This is a genomic window from Adhaeribacter arboris, from assembly GCF_003023845.1.
In the GTDB taxonomy this organism is placed as follows: domain Bacteria; phylum Bacteroidota; class Bacteroidia; order Cytophagales; family Hymenobacteraceae; genus Adhaeribacter; species Adhaeribacter arboris.
The window spans coordinates 6,377,372-6,393,504 of record NZ_PYFT01000001.1; the positions used below are offsets into that span (position 1 = coordinate 6,377,372).

Sequence of the window (16,133 nt, forward strand, 5' to 3'; positions counted from 1 at the left end):
ATGAGGAATTATCTAAAAGAAGGCAGCTTTAGAAACGCTACATCCCACCTGAATTTTAAAAATTTATACCGCAGGTAAACTAACCGCAGTAAAAGGATGAAGCTGTGGTTACCTTGTTTCCAGACACTACGGAACGTGGCCGTACTGGGCTCCTGAGAGGTGTTTACCTGATCAAATAATTCGGTGAAATTATCGAAGAAAAGACCTTTGCCTTTATTTTGAATAAAGGAAATACACATGCGGTATTCGGTTTGATCGCCGTTTACGCCTTCGGCGTAAGGACCAAACTTCTCCGGAAAAGTGGTTCTTCTTAAATGTGGATGGTCGCTGTAGTAATAAAATTTTAAATGATTGAAACACCACGGGCTCAAAACCATTTTAGAAAAACCTTTTTTGTAAGGTGTAAGGGTAGGATAACGGAAGTAAGCGTAAAACCGGACAATATCTAACTCGGCATCCGTCTGCATAAAGTTTAAGGCATCCCGGAAGTGCTGCGCAAATGTAGCTTTAGGTAAAAAGTCTTCCTGCACGTATAAAGTATACGGAGAAGTTACCTGAGCCTGCCCTTTATTAATATTATTACCTAAGCCTTTGTTTTGAGGTGTAGTAACTAAACGAAAATTAAAACGAGTTTGTAGCTCTTTTATCTTATTTAAATGTTGGGGTTTGCTGCCATCATCGGAAACAATAATCTCGTGAAATAGAATATTTTGCTCCTTAAATTTAAAAAGTAAATTTTCGAGGGAATGGCTCCGGTTATAGTGCGTTATCAATAAAGTAACTTCCGGAAAAAAATAAGTAGAACCCGTCATTAATCTAATTATTAAATATTTTTAGAAACTTCTTTTTCTTCCGGTAAGCGTGAATAAAAATAGTTTAAGAACCGGCTTGTCTCATTCCAGATGCGAGTATATATAATTTGAAAAAAGTTGCCATCGCGTTGCAAAGTACGTGTTCCGGTCCAAGCCCGAGCGGCATTGGAGCGTACTTGTTTTACTTTACCGTAGGCCATTAAATTTAAGCAAAGCTGACCATCTTCGCCACGACGGTTTATTTTTATAAAGCCTATTTTCAAACCATATTCTTTTATGTAACCCATGCTAATGCCAAACGAATTAAAATATGGCCGCTTAATATGCCGTATTTCCGCAATTATATCTTTCATGGATTCCAGTACGGTAAGCTGCCACCGCGGGAAGCCCATTTCGCTGATAAAAGAATACCTGCCGTACACGCAAACCACATTCGGTTTTTGTAAAACCTGCATCATTTCATCTATCCAGCAGGCCGGATAAAAGCAATCTGCATCGGCAGTTAAAATAAATTTACCAGTTGCCTTTTCCTGCCCGAGTTGCCGGGCTGGACCAGCGCCTTGTATTTTTTCGATATAGGACTTAACCTTAAGCTTATCAATGGTATCCTGCGTTCTATCCGTTGAATTATTGTTAACTACAATAATTTCGAAAGGATGTTTGGTTTTCATTTTGGCCAAACTCGCCACACAGCGCAGAATATTTACTTCTTCATTCCAAGCGGTAATAACCACACTTACCAAAGGTTGCTGGCTTTGTACTTGGTCTAAATCGGCGTTTATTTTATCAAAAACAGCTGCCGGAATTTCCTCAAACTTCTCGTAAGGATATTGAAATTGATTTAACCAGCCCGGATTATTTAAAATTCTCATAAAAGAATAACTATTGAAATGCTCTTATATGGTAGTTAATATGTTTGTTCTCTCCCAACGCTTAGATTCGCTGTTATACTGTTTTATAATCCTAGCCGGATTACCAGCTACGACGGAGTAAGGGGGTACATTTTTAGTAACCACACTGCCCGCCGCTACTACTGAATGCTTTCCTATTCTAACCCCCGCCGTAATTACCGAGTTAGCTCCAATCCAGCATTCATCTTCAATATTGATTTCTTTAGTGGTACATTTCTGCAAGTTAATCGGAATATGAATGTCTTCGTAACCATGATTTAGCCCGGACATTACCACGTTCTGAGCCAAAATAACATAGTTGCCGATATTTACCGGGCCTATCACCACGCTTGATATTCCAATCCGACTATTATCTCCAATATGTACATCGCCCATGCCATTATTAACCGTAGCAAAATCTTCAATAGTTGAATTTTGACCGATTGAAAAATTGTTAAATGGCATTACATCCATCCGGGTACGTTTTCTTATGGTAGCCCTTATGCCTTTTTTATGTTTAAGTGGGTTCAAGAAAAGTTTTACCCATAAGCGCGGCCGAGCCTGGTTTTGAGAAATAAGCATCCAAAGTGCCAAATTCTTAAGCTTTGGATTATCTTTTATTGTTTGAACAAAACTCATATGAGTAGTTTGAAATATCTGTTTAAATAACTTTTAAATTTTGTGCTTTAATATTTTACATAAAGCTTTCCTCAGATTAATAGGAATGCACAGAATTAGCATTTTCCTTGATTGATACTGCTTTATCTGTTGGCGCTACCTGATGGACTAAATCATAGATTGCTTGTACTGAAGCCTCCCAGGTATGGCTTCTGGCAAAAGCAATTCTTTCCTCCGCTTTATTGTTGCTATTTTCGGATAAAGCCCTTTGAATTAAAGTAATGTATTCGGCTGATGAAGAACCTAAGTAGGTGTAATTTTCAAATAGTTGCATGGCTTTGGTTTTAGTAGCAACAGTTGGTTTCCCCATAGCTAGGTATTCGTCTATTTTGCGCGGATAATTCCCAATTGTAATTTCGTTAACTAATTGCGGGTTTATGCACACATCAAAATGTTGAATGTAAGAAGGTAATTCTTCCGGAGCTTTTGTTCCTAAAAAATGAACGTTAGCTTTCTTGTGCAAGCGGCTTGCCTTAAAATCATCATCCTCAAAGCCTACCATAGCAAAAGTCCAGTTTGGCCGGGAAGTAGCTAGTTGTTCCAGAAGATTTATATCTAAGCGACTAGTTGTAATATTACCAACATAACCTATAATAGGTTTATGCAAGTTGACCATATCAGCAGGCACACTTGTTTCCACTGACGGGTTAAAAAAATTTAATTCACAACCCTGGCCTATATCATAGCTGTTAGCATTGTATTGTGAAGCATATTCCGCTAAGAATAAAGAGTTAGCTACTACTAAGTCTGCTTTAGTAATCAGTTCTGCTTCTGCCCAAGTGCCATGTTTCTTAAAATAAGGCGTTGCAATCAGGTAGTCGCGTACATAATAAATATACTTAACGGGCTGCAATAGCGCTTTTAATTCCAGTCCCAAAAACATTAAGCCATCATTAAAAAGTAAGAACTCTTTAAAATCTAATTTCTTGATGGTTTGGCTAATGCTCTGAGCAAAGAGCTTATTATTTATATAATTTAGTGAACGGAAAACTTGCGACGAGGACAGCCAATTATTAGATAAGCAAAGAATACCAGGTGTATAAATCCATAAATTATCCGCTTCCTTTACCAGGCTATCTGCTCTACCCAGCAAAATACTTAAGTGTTTTTTTAACTGAGATTTCTGTCTGGTTCTAAGCAGAGAATTAATATCTAATGGTGGATTAACGTAAATTACTCGATTATTCTGAGCAAAAACAGTCGCAATATTATGGGCATTGCTACCGATATTCAGATCCCAGCCTTGTTGTCCAATTACTATAATGTCTTTGTTTCTCACGTTAGTGGTTAATTATTCTCTGTTTTTCTACTGCTTTTTTTACATTCGTTCAAGCCGCTTCTAAAACCAATAAAAAGGCATAATAAAGCAGGACCAGCAATAATCTCCCAAGGCATTTTCTAAACTAATTTATATTCTCCAAAGCTACAATAATGCTTATAGCTAAGTTCTCTTATTATACTTTATTGGTAATGTTCTTTTGTGAGTTAAACTGCTTTATTGATAAAATGCAACTATTTGATTGGGTTATTTAGCTTTTTTACCCAACACGTATTTTAAAGGAAGTTGATAATTAACAGATTTTGAAAAGTTAGAGAGTATAGCTTTGGGCCAGTCTTTATTCATGAAGGGTTTTTCGAAGAACAGGAAAAATAAAGCGCTTAGTACTAATACAATTGGCAAGAATATGAATAGCTGTACGAGTAAATTAATGCCATAGTAGTTAGTTATTTGAATATTCTTGGTAAAAACAACTAAAAGCTCAGCTAAAGGCAAATGGATTAGGTAAATAGTATAGCACATACCACCCATAGCCATAATCCATCTGTTTGATACAAATTTATTTACATAATTACTTTTAAATACCGAATAAAAGAAGACAAACAATAGAATAACTACTAGAAGCCGGTTCGTAAAATTATACTCCCAACTCCATATATAAATTAAGGTTCCTAAAGCTATAATAGCAGTAAAATCATAAATAATTTGCTTCTTAATTTTAGCACTCCAGTCACATAAATAAATATCGGCTATCATAAATCCGATTAAGAAATAATGTAAATGGCCAAGAATGCTTAAGTTAGCCGGATTTTGATAAAATTTAAGATATTGCTGGCCCGCCATCAAACCTATTATCAGAAATAGATTACAAATCCGGCGAAGAGTTTTGTTTTTAATCGAAAAGAATAAGAAAGTTAAAAATGGCGCGAGAATGTAAAATTGAATCTCAATTTCTAAGGTCCAAGTGGGAGGGTTAATAGGCGACCATTCTTTATAGATAAGTCCATGGGTATAAGTTAGATTAGCCAGAAAATGAGGTAAATACTCAAAAAAGCTTTTATGCCCGTAAAAAATAAAAACTAAAAAGAAAATAGTTGTCCAGAAAACGTAGGGAGGCTCCAACCGGGTAACACGGCGCCAATAATAATCGGTTAATTTTATCTTTTTAGTATTGTTTAATTTATTGGAAGCAAAAGGAAGGGCCAGAACAAATCCGCTTATTACAAAAAAGATATAAACTCCTAAGAATCCTCTGGAAGCCCAGAAGGCAATGCCATCTTCATGGGGAGGAGTCGCGAAAGCAATAGAAGTATTCCGCTCGAAACGCTCGGCCATGTGTTGGATAAGTACCGGTAAAATAGCCAGGAAACGAAGACCATCAATCTCCTTTATTAGTTTTCTCCCGGAAGTTACGCGAGTTAATTTTTTTGGGATTAACTTAATGAATGAAATCATATTGCAATAAATTGCTTCTTAAATGAGTCAGCCTAATGGCTAATTGAAAATAATTCTAAACTTACTTTCCTAGATTATTAATCTAGTTCAGTGGAAACAACTTTGGTTTTATGCGGAGTAGCTAAAAAGGAAGTTTTTGTTTTTTTTGTATTTAACACGGCTACGCACATGCAGAAAAAAGCATAAGGGATTCTAAATAATGCTTGTACCAACTTTATATTGTACAAACGCGCCGGTACTCCAATAAGCAAAGCGGCGCTTATCATAGCTAATAAAATAGCCCAAAAACCAAATGAAGGACCAAAAGGAAGTACTAGTGACAAGACAAAAAAGAAGCCTAACAATCCAAGTAGTAATATTCGGGGTACTAATAATGCTTGCACCATTTTATTGAAAAATTCGACGTTACCAGACTTAATAAGTTGTACAAAACCTTGCCAGAAATATTTTTTTAGAAATTCGAGCTGCGAAGCAATCCAACGGGTTCTTTGTTGAGTAAAGACAGCCGCATTATCAATTTTTTCGTCGTAAACGTAAACCTTATCCAGGTAACAAATTTTAATCTGGTCTCTAGCAATCCGGAAATCTATTTCTTTATCCTCACCTACTGTTTCGCCTATATCCGTTAATAAATTTTTTAAATAAGAATATTCAAAAGCCATTCCTGAGCCAATTAAAGCGGAAGATAGACCCAATGCATAATGCCCTTTCCGGAAAATATGATTATTAATTTCTTCGTTGCAAGCATCTAAAAAGGCAAAGGCCGTATCTAAATTTTTAGCGGTACGATGTGCCTGCACTGCCCTAAACCCAGATTCGAAAGCCAGATTAATTTCTTTTAAAAAATCTTTACCCATGTGATTATCGGCATCCAGTACTACCGCTATATCATAATTGTTTTCGGGCAGTTGGTTTAAGGCAGTTAGTAAGGCTTTACCCTTAGTGCTTTTCTCGAAATTTACCTCAATCACTTTAACTCCATATTTAATTAGGGTTTCTATGGTTTCAGGTTTTAGTTTATCTGCTATCACGCATATATCAAAATGACCATTATAAGGATGAGTGATTGCCTTTAATGCTGACTCAATAATTACCGCATCTTCTTTATAAGCCGGAAACAGCACGCACATTCTTCTAAAACTGGAGGTAGTTCGAATATTTGGTTGAATGTTTTTGTGGCCGGCCAAAGAGAAGAATAAAAGATAACTTACATTAAACAGCGCGTATCCGCCTATTGCAAATAGTAGGATATTTAATACAGCTTCAATGAGGTTCATTAGGGTAATTTATTTAGAAAGTCTGGGGTAAGTATTTTGTAGATTTAAGGAACAGCTTAATTAAAATTATTGCTGTTCATATTGGTAAAAACAATATTCTGATGTACTCTATTAGGCTGGATGTGCCATAACAATCCGGTCCAGAGCGCTTTTAAATGTTGCCATTGACGGTTTATACCAAACACCAACGAGTTTTTAGGTAAAGCAAGTAAAAAGAAAAAAACGGCACTCATATAAAATTGCTTTCCTTTAAAATTCCGGCGGATAAATAGTAAGCGATTGCGGTTCAGGTAATACGTTTTAAGTACCGACATTTTACCCACCGACATAGATTCTTTGTGGTAAATAGCAGATTCGGCTATGTAATGGCAGGAATATCCAGCGCGTTTAATCATCTCGCACCAATCGTGCTCCTCATAATACAGGAAGTAAATTTCCGGCATTAGACCAACTTTCTTCACTACTTCCATCGGAATCATCATGGCTGCACCATCGGCCAAATTAGTAGCAATAGAATGATTGTGCTGGCCTAAATCAGCTTCCTGGTTGCCAATAGTTTTGCTGCGGCCGGTCCAAGGGTTAATGCCTGTGCTGCCCGCATATTGAATAATGTTATTGCTATCGAAAAATTTAATTTTTGGAGAAGCTATTCCAGCATTTGGGGTTGCTTCAAAAAATGCAACAAGAGGTTCCAGAAAGTCCGAATCTACTTCCGTGTCATTATTCAGGAAAAAAAGGTATTTGCCTTTCGCCTGAACTATTCCTAAGTTATTACCTCCGGCATAGCCCAAATTAACAGACGAACGAATGAGATTTACGTCGGGGTACTGTTCTTTAATTATATCAGGATTATCGGTAGGGGAGGCGTTATCCACTACAATTACTTCTATGTTCGGATACGTTATCTTACTTAAGGAAGCCAGCATTTCGCAAGTTATTCGGGCCTGGTTGTAGTTGACCGAAATAATAGAAACTAAAGGGGTAGACATATACAATAAAATGCAGGATTAAGATTCAGAATCTAATTTAGGTCCCAGGAATACGAAAGCCCAGGAGATGTATACAATCATGGCGGTGGGTATGCCATTAATAACTTCATTGCCGTAACTGCAAACGAAAACACCTGCCGTGCCTGCGGTTAAGGCAATTAATTTTACTCTTAATTTGGGGTCTTTAATGTTCCAGACAATTCCACTGCACTTACCCAGAATGTACATGATAATGCCAAACCAGATAACCAGACCTACTACGCCGTACATTACCCAAACCTTAACCCAATAACTATCTGGGGGAATTTTAGAAAGAAATTTATCGGCATTGTAGAGGTTGCCATTCATGCCGCTTACACCCACGCCCCCGCCAAAAGGCAGGTCTGCCAAGTATTTTTTTAGCTTTTGTTGATTATTAAATCGAACATTTAAGGAAATATCTTCCGGGTCAAGAGCGGTTCGGAGCCTTACAATGTGGTAAGAATAGGAATTACCAATAGTAGTGTATTTTAAAACATATAAGGCTGAGAGAGCTAAAACACAACCTACAATTAAAGTTTTGGTTTGTTTACTTAGAAATAAAGCTACAAAAACACCTACTACCAGAGCAAATAAAGCCCCACGGGTTCCGGATATAAGCATGCCGTATAGTAATATGCCGGCGACCAATCCTAATATTACTTTTTTCCACCATTTAAAAGGACCTAAAGCTAAAATTAAAGCCACTAAACCAAGATGCGCCTGCGAAGCCCCAAACTGACCGGCATCGGTAAACATCGAAAACACCCGAAGCTTGCCAAATACAATATGGGTTAAGTCGGCACCTGCATCTAGCCATCTTTGCTCCCCGGTTGTTAAACCAATGTATAGCTGTTTCATGCCATAAAAGGTGGCTATTATCGATAAGCCTAATACAATTTTTAAGAAAAGATCAAGGTCTTTCTTTTGGGTAAACAAAACAGAGCTAAGTAAAGCAATTAACAGCCAATTTAACGAAGTAAACCGCATCTCCTGAAGCCAACCTATTATACTCGCTCCTGCTGGGTTTACTACCTCTATTAAGTTTATCAGGAACCAAACAAAAGCGAGCAGGAAATGATCGTTCCGAAGGTTGCTCCATTGATATTTGTAACGGTTAAAAGCCACAGCTACGCAGGAAAGCAGCAATAACCCATCCATTAACGGACCAATAGGAGGAGGTGAAGTAGCGTTTCTTAAAATTACGGTTATGATAAAGCAGTAAACAATGTAAGCCATAAACCCAATTTTTGGTCGAACAAAAACTGTGGTTGCAAAAGCAATAGCTACAACTAATCCGACCAAAACCAAAGGCAAAGCTAAACCTACTTTAACCGTTAACCAGCCGGTTATAATAGCAACAATAATTGCTAGAGGCAAAAAAAAATAGTTTGCTTTGGGCTCCTTAATGCTTAATTGTTGCACGCCTTTTACTTAAATAAAGTATAAAAATCTACTCGTAGGATATGTAAGAATTTAAGCAGGTAAGAGTACTTCATCCGGCTGAATAATGATTGGCTGAGGTAATTTTGCTTTGTTTGACTTTTTAGATGATTTATGCTTGGTTAAAGCGAGCGTATCGTCGTTTTTGACTAAAACTCCATTTAATAACACTTCAATAGGAGCTTGAGTTACTTTCATAATGTCCTCAAAAACGGCTTGGTCTGTCTCCTGCCAAGAGCGGTTTGCTCTTACGGTAAGCACAATCAAATCAAGATACTTTAAAAGAGAAGTTGGATATGTACTTTCCAGTACGGCCGGAAACTCCACCAAAACCACAGAATAATTTGAATGATTTTCGCCAATAATATCTGCAAAAATTATTCGATTATTTAATCCGTAGATAGGCGAGTAAAAGCAGGTGTGTGTACCAGAAGCTACTTGCTTGGCATGATCATCCGGGAATAAAGCTAAGGTTTTTATTCCTTTTGCATTTAGTTGATTTGCCAGGATGCTGATAACCGTGCTTTTTCCTTCTTCGGTTAAGCTGCTTAAAACACCAATGATGAACGGTTCACGCGCATTTCTTTTCTGTTGCATTTTTAAAAGAAGCTGCCGGGTAAGAGTATCTTCTGCCCTCTTACTAATTAAAACCTGGCGTTTACTTTTACCAAATAATATAGGCAGAATACCTAATACCGGAAAACCGGTTTGGCGGGCAGCTTCCCGCATATTTCTTAGAGAGTTATCTAATAATTCGGAACCCACCATGTAAGCGGAAACCACAAAAAAGGTTCCGAAGGTGCCAAACAACAATAACAGTAATAAATTAGATTTTGTGGGTTTAATGGGAGTATAAGGTGGATCTACTACCGTAAGTTGCGAAGTAATTTCGATATTACGCTGATTAAGTTTACTTTCGGATAAGCCATTCAGTAAAGAGAAATACTCTTTTTCAGCCAGATCTTTTTCGCGCTCAATTTTTCGTAATTCAGCTCCCAAAGGCGCTACTTTATTATATTCTTCGCCAAATACTTTTAATTGTCTCCGGATTACAAATAATTGTCCTTTAAGCTCCTCCACCAGAACAGTGTTTTTTATCCATTCATCCAGTAAATCTTTACTCACAACGGCTTGAGCAGATTGAATTTTAGAATAAGCATTATCCAAAGTAATTTTTATCTTGTTTTCAATTACATCGGCTTTCTGTTTAAAGCTAGCTAATTGGTTTGTAGCAGTAGGATTGGTTCTACTCCGGTTAATTATTTCTATTTCCGCAATCTGAGTATTTAATTTTGATAATTGATCTCTTAACTCTATAATTTCCTGGTTATACAATGTTACCGCGCCACGCTCTTTTAAAGTTCTTTCCACTACTTTAAGCGCCGAAAATGCTCCGGCATATTGCATTTCTAAGGAGTTATAATTTTCCAGCATGTGCTGTTTATCTGCCGCAATAGCCGAAGCTTGTTCGCTGTAATTAATAAGGCTATTGGTTTTATGAAATTGTAAGAAACTTTCCTCCGCGGCCTCCAATCTCTTATATGAATTTGAGGTAGCAGTTTCGAAATATTTCATTACCGATTCGTTTTGGCCTTCCATTAATTCGGTATGCTTCCGGATAAAAACGCTGCTTAGAATTTCGAGAGTTTGCCGGCACATGGCGGCATCGTTAGACGTATAATCGACTCTTAATAAATTGCTGTTAGGTAATTGGCTAGCGTAAATATTAGAAAGTGCTTTCAGAGAATACCCAGCTACGTCTGAGTTTAGAATAGTGTAAATTTCGTTTTGCTCGCCGGATTTTAAATAATTTTCCAGATTCTTAACCGTTTCTTCCAAGGTTGCACCCACTAATTTTTTCTTTAAAGATTCTGAAATCAGCCCTTTTAAGTCCGTGTAGGTTTTCCAGCTAAGCACCGATGGATCATACTCCTTTAACATAAGGTGCGATGCTAATAAACGTAGGGCAACTTCTTGCTTTGTTTCTCGGGAGTTAATAAGGTTGAGAAGGTTTGCAAAAGCGCGGGTAGTAGCAAAGTAATCAGAGCTGTTATCTGCTTTTATCCCTACGCCAGACGCTATACCAGTATAAATAACAGTATCCGAAGCATACTCTTTATCCATTCTGCGGGCAAAGAAAAATATAGTGGCTCCGGTAATTAAAGGTATACTGATTAGTATAAGCCAATTGCGCAGTATTAACCGGTAAAAACTCTTAAATGTCATTTGCCGTTCATTAAATCGTTAAGGTTCATTCCTATTAGTTCTTCTAGTAACAGAAATGTTGTTTCGTATTTGTTTTTAAATTGCTCCTGAACTAAAGCCGCTTTGGTGTATAAATCATTTACAGTCATTAATTCATCCAGTTGGATCTGCCCAAGCTTAAACTTTTTATCGGCTATTTTTTTATTTACATTCGCCGATTGCAGCGCATCCACCGTTTGTTCCCAAGTAACCTTTGCTAAGGTTAGCTCCTGGTAAGTGTTAATAATAAGTTGCCTGATTTCTCTTTCCTGGGTTTTACGGTCCGATTCAGCTTGTTTTAAGACTAATTCCTGGCGATGCAGTTCGTACCGACGGCTTAAAAGTTGCCCTAAGGATAGGCTTAGATTTACTCCCACATTGTACTGGGCTCGGGCGGGCATATTAAAAGCATTAATTTGACTTACCTGTTGGTCGCCATTAACAGTATTCAACATGGAGCCGTAACTATAACCAGTGCCTACAGCTAAACCATTTAATACTTGTTTTCGGGATAAGCGAATATTGTCGTAGGCGATTTGTTTAGCCGCATCTAGTTTTTCAACTTGGGCAGAATATTTAACAGCAGCGTCTATTAACAAGGGGAGTGTTACTTCCGGAGCTTTAAAAAATCTTTCCTGCCAATCTGCCGTTAGCTTGGAATTGCTTTGCCCGAATGCTAGTAAAATGCTACAGGATAAAAGAATAGAAAGTAAAAATTTTTTCATTAAACGTTTTCTTTTTGAAAGAGAGCCGGAAAGGTTTTTAGAATAATCTGTAAGTCCTTCTTAAGGGAGAAGCTTTTGGCGTACTCAATGTCTAACTCTTTGCGTTCTTCTTCCGACATATTTCCGCCTTTACCCCGTTTGCTAACCTGCCAAAGACCAGTAATGCCGGCCGGAGCAATAAATCTGGCTGCAAATTGGTCGGTAGTAATTTTTTCTGCTTCGTATAAAGGCAGCGGACGATTTCCAACAATAGACATGTCGCCACGCAAAACATTATATAACTGGGGAAGTTCATCTAAACTGGTATTGCGTAGGAACATGCCTATTTTAGTTATACGAGGATCATTGGCGATTTTAATAAAAGCAGCGCCATTTTCGGCTCGTTTTGCTACTTTGTATTGCTTTTCACATACTGGTTTTCCGTGGCCATCAATAAGCTGATTCTGACACATGGTACCAGCTGCCGCACAGGCAGTACATAGAGAGGTAAATTGTTGAGTCGGCTCCTCTACGGACGATTTCTGGTACTGGTTTAAGTTTTTCATGGAAGCCAGCATCTTATCGGCATTTGGTCGCATAGAGCGAAATTTCCAAAATCGAAAGGTGCGGTATCCGGTACCTACCCGGTAGGAGTAATAGAATGCAGGTCCTTTAGATTCCAGCTTTACTAATAGAGCGAGGAGCAGAAACAAAGGGGAGAGACATAATAAAGCAGTGACGGATACTAAAACATCAAAAATACGCTTACCAATTGGATTCTTGTAAGCGTAAGGATTTTTTTTGGATTGAAGAGCAGCAGTTTTACCTGAGTGCGATAAATAATCAAGCCGGGTTAGTAGTTTTTCTTTTTCTGGGTTTTGCGAAAATATGTCGGAAACTCCAGCCTCTGCAAGCAGGGTTTCTAAATTAGAAGAAACAGCATCGTTCGTTAACCAGAAAACCGGTTCTTTAATGCCTATATCTTTTTTAAGGGTCCGAATCAGATTCAGGCCCAACGGTGAAGTAAGAGTGGCAGAATTAAAGATAGCATCAAAATATTCGCCTTTGGCTAACCAGGAAAGGAAATTAGTTGGATTATCAAAGTACCATACCTCTAAATCTTCCGCGAATTCGGAAGTGAAGTTTTGAATTTCCTGTTCGTCAGAAGCGAGACAGACTACTCTCTTTCTCATGGTAAAAATTATTATACTTTAATTCTTCTTAATATATTTTTAATCCGAACATCTAATTCCTCCGGATTAAAAGGCTTTACCATGTAATCGTCGGCACCTTGTCTTAAGCAGGTTATCTTATTACTAGTCTCATCTTTGCCCGACAACATAATTAATGGAATGTTACAAAACCGGGTGCTGATTCGTAATTGTTTAATAAAATCAAGACCATTCATGAAAGGCATTTCGAAGTCAGCCACAATAACATCTATGTGATGACCTTCTTGAAGCCAGGCCATTGCTTCCTGACCGTTCGACTTTAGCTGTACGCTGTATTCTTTAGAAAAATAATGTTCTAATATCAGCCCTATAGATGGCTCATCGTCCACGATTAGTAGTTTTTTCTTCATAGATGGAAAAATTGATAAGTATTGTTTAAATATTCTGAAAGATGCACATTGTCTTATGTCTGTAAAATCCAATTCCGTGCCAGTAAAGCATTAATGCTTTTTACTTGAAAGAATTTTATGAAACAAAACTTCTTATATTAATTTCATAAGAGTAAGAGGAAGTAAATGTATATTTCTTTTTATTAACAAAATAATATTTAGAGAAATATTATTTTGTTAATCTCCTTGCTTTTAATCAATAAAATATGCGTTTTATAAGCTGTAAACCGAATATTTATGACTTAAGTTCAATTATGTAAAAAGCTAAAATATTAATAATTTTATATTTATATGGGATTATGTAAATAGAAAATATAAAAAGATAAAGTGCGGGAATTAGTAATAGTGTTGTTTAATTTGCTTTAATTATTTATATGTATACGGATTTAAGACTTAACTTCTGCGTGTAGTTGTTCTTGGAATATAGCTATAACCTTTTCCGTTATATCCAAAACTGTTTGGAGTAAGATATCTAACTCTGGTAAGCTGGTTTTCTTACTACTTAGTTCTTCCATCTTCATAGCAGCTTGGGCAGCTTCTACAATTCCTATATTTCCGTAAGTAGATTTAAGGCTATGCGCAATTTGGGCAACAGTGTTCCAATCTTTCTGGGAGATGGCACTGGAAAGCTTGTCGAGTTGGCCAGGTACTAAATCGATAAATAATTGCTGCATCTTTCTAACAAAATCTGCGTCTTCTGCCAAATTGCCTAAACCCGAAAAATCGTACAAGGCAGGCTCATATTTTGTTGATTCTGACTCTTTACTAGGCTGATAATCAGTAAGTTGCTCCTGGGTATTTTCAATAACAAACGAGGATTCGTTCTCATTAGCTATTTCATCTAATTGATCTTTAGCTGCAATGTTGCGGGTAACAGTAAGATACAAGTTTGCTTCGGGATAGGGTTTGAATAAATAATCGGAAAAGCCAGATTCTTTATATTTATTTACATCAATTTTTAAAGCATTAGCGGTGAATGCAATTATAGGTGTGCTCTGATTAGGGTTAGGCTCTTTTCGAATAATAGCTGTTGCCTCAATACCGTTCATGTGAGGCATGTCTATATCCATTAATATAAGATCATACGGCTTCGCTTTAGCTTTTTCCCAAGCTTCTTTTCCGTCATGGGCTACTTCTACCTGCGTTTCCCAAAATTTTAATTGAGAAACAACTAATAATTGATTAGCGGGATTGTCTTCGGCTAATAAAATATGTAAGCCTTTTAAATCATTTGAATTTTCGGGTATCTTCAGGTCTTTTGATGCATTTAGGTTTTCACTTAATGGAAAAGGTAAAACAAACGAAAATTGAATTTCTTTTTTAAGTTTGGTTTCCAGCCATATTTGGCCACCCTGAAGCTCAATTATTTTTTTACAAATTTTAAGTCCAATATCCGAATGGTTAAATGCATACTCTTCATTAGATTCGTTCTTTGAAGGGTTATTAAAAAAAAATTTCAATTTGTCTATTTCATGACTCCAATCACTCGCTTGAATAGAAAACTCCACATACACTACATCTTCTATTTTCTCTTTCATTCGGGAACTTACCAAAATCCTACCATTAGAGGTATGTTTAATACTGAAGTAAATAAGATTAGTAATTATTTGATTTAAACGATATAGATCGCCTTTTACTAAAGGAAGGTTAGGAGCTAGTTCACCAATTTGCAATAAAACATCATGATCTTCTGCTTGAGCTACTAAAGCACTGATAATGTATTGTAAGATAGAAGTTATATCAAACGTAGTAGTTTTAAATTCAACATTGCTTGTTTGAAGCTTAGAAAACTCTAATATTTGAGCAGGAGTTTCTAAAAGATTACCGGCAACTTTTTGAATTAAGTTTAGATAACCTTCCTGTTCTTTATGGATGTTACCTTTTTTTAAAAAACTTGTGATGCCGGATATTGTATTTATATCTGCTTTAAATTCTTTAATTAAAGTACTTAAAAACAATTGCGTGTATTTAGCAGGCTCCTGGTTTTTTTGGATAATCTCTTTAAACTTAGTAATATCATTGGAAGTAGATAAGAGAAAACGTGTACCACTAAGCGCTGTAAATGCTTTCTTGGTGGTATTAAACCAAATTACTTGTCCATTCTGCTGTTTATAGAACTCCTCAAAAGTAACTTGAGAATGTGATTTTATAATTTCCAGGTCCTTATCATAATACAAATCCGGATCCAGCCCACCTTTATCTAATAAAGCCGATGCACTTTGTCCGTACAGTTGAGCAAAGGCTTCGTTCATAAATACAAATTTACCTTGCTCATTCCGCACATAAATAGGATTAGGATTAATTTCGATTAGCTGCTGAATAAATTCCATCCGTATCTGTCTTGAAAAATCTAGCCAGCTTACCTAAAGCAAAGATTGGCTTGGCTGTTTAAATTAGCTTAACGTTTGTGCTTTGTGTTTGTTTTTAAAGTGCTTTCGTTTAAGCTTCTTAAAAATATTCTTTAAAGGCATTTATTAAAGTTAGCAGAAGAAATATTTTGAATTTAAGAAAATGTTAATAAGAGAAAGTAAAACATTCTTGCTGCTAAATCTATTTAAATCACTCTTTTTAAAGTAATGTAAATTTGCAATTTTTTAGCAAAAGTACAGGAAGAAGTAATTTTGAAGAAATAAAAATAAATTTATATTCTGTTTATAATATAACTATTTAGTTATAAGTATAGGAGTATAGGTTAATAATCTTGTAAAACCTAATTAGGGAAG

At 36.5% G+C, this 16,133-nt stretch carries 13 protein-coding genes; all 13 read right to left on the reverse strand.

Annotated features, from left to right (window positions below):
• Positions 1–8: 8 nt before the first annotated feature.
• Positions 9–812 carry a glycosyltransferase gene (locus tag AHMF7605_RS25805; protein ID WP_106932832.1) on the reverse strand — a complete coding sequence of 268 codons (804 nt, stop codon included), beginning with the start codon at positions 810–812 and terminating at the stop codon, positions 9–11.
• Positions 813–823: 11 nt separating this feature from the next.
• Positions 824–1,684 (reverse strand): glycosyltransferase family 2 protein, encoded by an 861-nt coding sequence (locus AHMF7605_RS25810; protein ID WP_106932833.1) that lies wholly within the window; start codon positions 1,682–1,684, stop codon positions 824–826.
• Positions 1,685–1,708: 24 nt separating this feature from the next.
• Positions 1,709–2,341, reverse strand: a complete 633-nt coding sequence (locus tag AHMF7605_RS25815; RefSeq protein ID WP_106932834.1) for an acyltransferase — start codon at positions 2,339–2,341, stop codon at positions 1,709–1,711.
• A 76-nt stretch (positions 2,342–2,417) separates the two neighbouring features.
• Positions 2,418–3,659, reverse strand: coding sequence for a glycosyltransferase (locus tag AHMF7605_RS25820; RefSeq protein WP_106932835.1), 1,242 nt, complete (start codon positions 3,657–3,659; stop codon positions 2,418–2,420).
• 246 nt (positions 3,660–3,905) lie between these two features.
• The gene (locus AHMF7605_RS25825; protein WP_106932836.1) at positions 3,906–5,114 is read right to left on the reverse strand and encodes an acyltransferase family protein; all 1,209 of its coding nucleotides are present in this window, start codon (positions 5,112–5,114) and stop codon (positions 3,906–3,908) included.
• 77 nt (positions 5,115–5,191) lie between these two features.
• On the reverse strand, positions 5,192–6,391 hold the full coding sequence (locus tag AHMF7605_RS25830; RefSeq protein WP_106932837.1) for a glycosyltransferase: 1,200 nt from the start codon (positions 6,389–6,391) through the stop codon (positions 5,192–5,194).
• Between the two features lie 56 nt (positions 6,392–6,447).
• Complete coding sequence (locus AHMF7605_RS25835; RefSeq protein ID WP_106932838.1) at positions 6,448–7,380, reverse strand: glycosyltransferase family 2 protein; 933 nt, start codon at positions 7,378–7,380, stop codon at positions 6,448–6,450.
• Positions 7,381–7,398: 18 nt separating this feature from the next.
• Complete coding sequence (locus AHMF7605_RS25840) at positions 7,399–8,778, reverse strand: O-antigen ligase family protein (RefSeq protein ID WP_146153675.1); 1,380 nt, start codon at positions 8,776–8,778, stop codon at positions 7,399–7,401.
• Positions 8,779–8,874: 96 nt separating this feature from the next.
• A complete protein-coding gene (locus AHMF7605_RS25845; protein ID WP_106932840.1) occupies positions 8,875–11,067 on the reverse strand; it encodes a GumC domain-containing protein in 2,193 nt (730 codons plus the stop codon).
• Positions 11,064–11,810: a TolC family protein gene (locus tag AHMF7605_RS25850; RefSeq protein WP_106932841.1), complete on the reverse strand. Its 747-nt coding sequence runs from the start codon at positions 11,808–11,810 to the stop codon at positions 11,064–11,066. Before AHMF7605_RS25850 ends, AHMF7605_RS25845 begins: the two co-directional genes overlap by 4 nt.
• Positions 11,810–12,982 carry a sugar transferase gene (locus tag AHMF7605_RS25855; protein ID WP_106932842.1) on the reverse strand — a complete coding sequence of 391 codons (1,173 nt, stop codon included), beginning with the start codon at positions 12,980–12,982 and terminating at the stop codon, positions 11,810–11,812. The genes AHMF7605_RS25850 and AHMF7605_RS25855 overlap by 1 nt, the downstream gene beginning before the upstream one ends.
• An 11-nt stretch (positions 12,983–12,993) precedes the next feature.
• Positions 12,994–13,371, reverse strand: a complete 378-nt coding sequence (locus AHMF7605_RS25860; RefSeq protein ID WP_106932843.1) for a response regulator transcription factor — start codon at positions 13,369–13,371, stop codon at positions 12,994–12,996.
• Between the two features lie 425 nt (positions 13,372–13,796).
• The gene (locus AHMF7605_RS25865; protein ID WP_106932844.1) at positions 13,797–15,740 is read right to left on the reverse strand and encodes a response regulator; all 1,944 of its coding nucleotides are present in this window, start codon (positions 15,738–15,740) and stop codon (positions 13,797–13,799) included.
• Positions 15,741–16,133: the final 393 nt, after the last annotated feature.

Excerpts from the sequence above, each read along its gene's own strand:
- AHMF7605_RS25805 (WP_106932832.1), bottom strand. The coding sequence starts at position 812 with ATGACGGGTTCTACTTATTTTTTTCCGGAAGTTACTTTATTGATAACG.
- AHMF7605_RS25865 (WP_106932844.1), bottom strand. The coding sequence starts at position 15,740 with ATGGAATTTATTCAGCAGCTAATCGAAATTAATCCTAATCCTATTTAT.
- AHMF7605_RS25815 (WP_106932834.1), bottom strand. The coding sequence starts at position 2,341 with ATGAGTTTTGTTCAAACAATAAAAGATAATCCAAAGCTTAAGAATTTG.
- AHMF7605_RS25845 (WP_106932840.1), bottom strand. The coding sequence starts at position 11,067 with ATGACATTTAAGAGTTTTTACCGGTTAATACTGCGCAATTGGCTTATA.
- AHMF7605_RS25855 (WP_106932842.1), bottom strand. The coding sequence starts at position 12,982 with ATGAGAAAGAGAGTAGTCTGTCTCGCTTCTGACGAACAGGAAATTCAA.
- AHMF7605_RS25825 (WP_106932836.1), bottom strand. The coding sequence starts at position 5,114 with ATGATTTCATTCATTAAGTTAATCCCAAAAAAATTAACTCGCGTAACT.
- AHMF7605_RS25835 (WP_106932838.1), bottom strand. The coding sequence starts at position 7,380 with ATGTCTACCCCTTTAGTTTCTATTATTTCGGTCAACTACAACCAGGCC.
- AHMF7605_RS25830 (WP_106932837.1), bottom strand. The coding sequence starts at position 6,391 with ATGAACCTCATTGAAGCTGTATTAAATATCCTACTATTTGCAATAGGC.
- AHMF7605_RS25810 (WP_106932833.1), bottom strand. The coding sequence starts at position 1,684 with ATGAGAATTTTAAATAATCCGGGCTGGTTAAATCAATTTCAATATCCT.
- AHMF7605_RS25860 (WP_106932843.1), bottom strand. The coding sequence starts at position 13,371 with ATGAAGAAAAAACTACTAATCGTGGACGATGAGCCATCTATAGGGCTG.
- AHMF7605_RS25850 (WP_106932841.1), bottom strand. The coding sequence starts at position 11,810 with ATGAAAAAATTTTTACTTTCTATTCTTTTATCCTGTAGCATTTTACTA.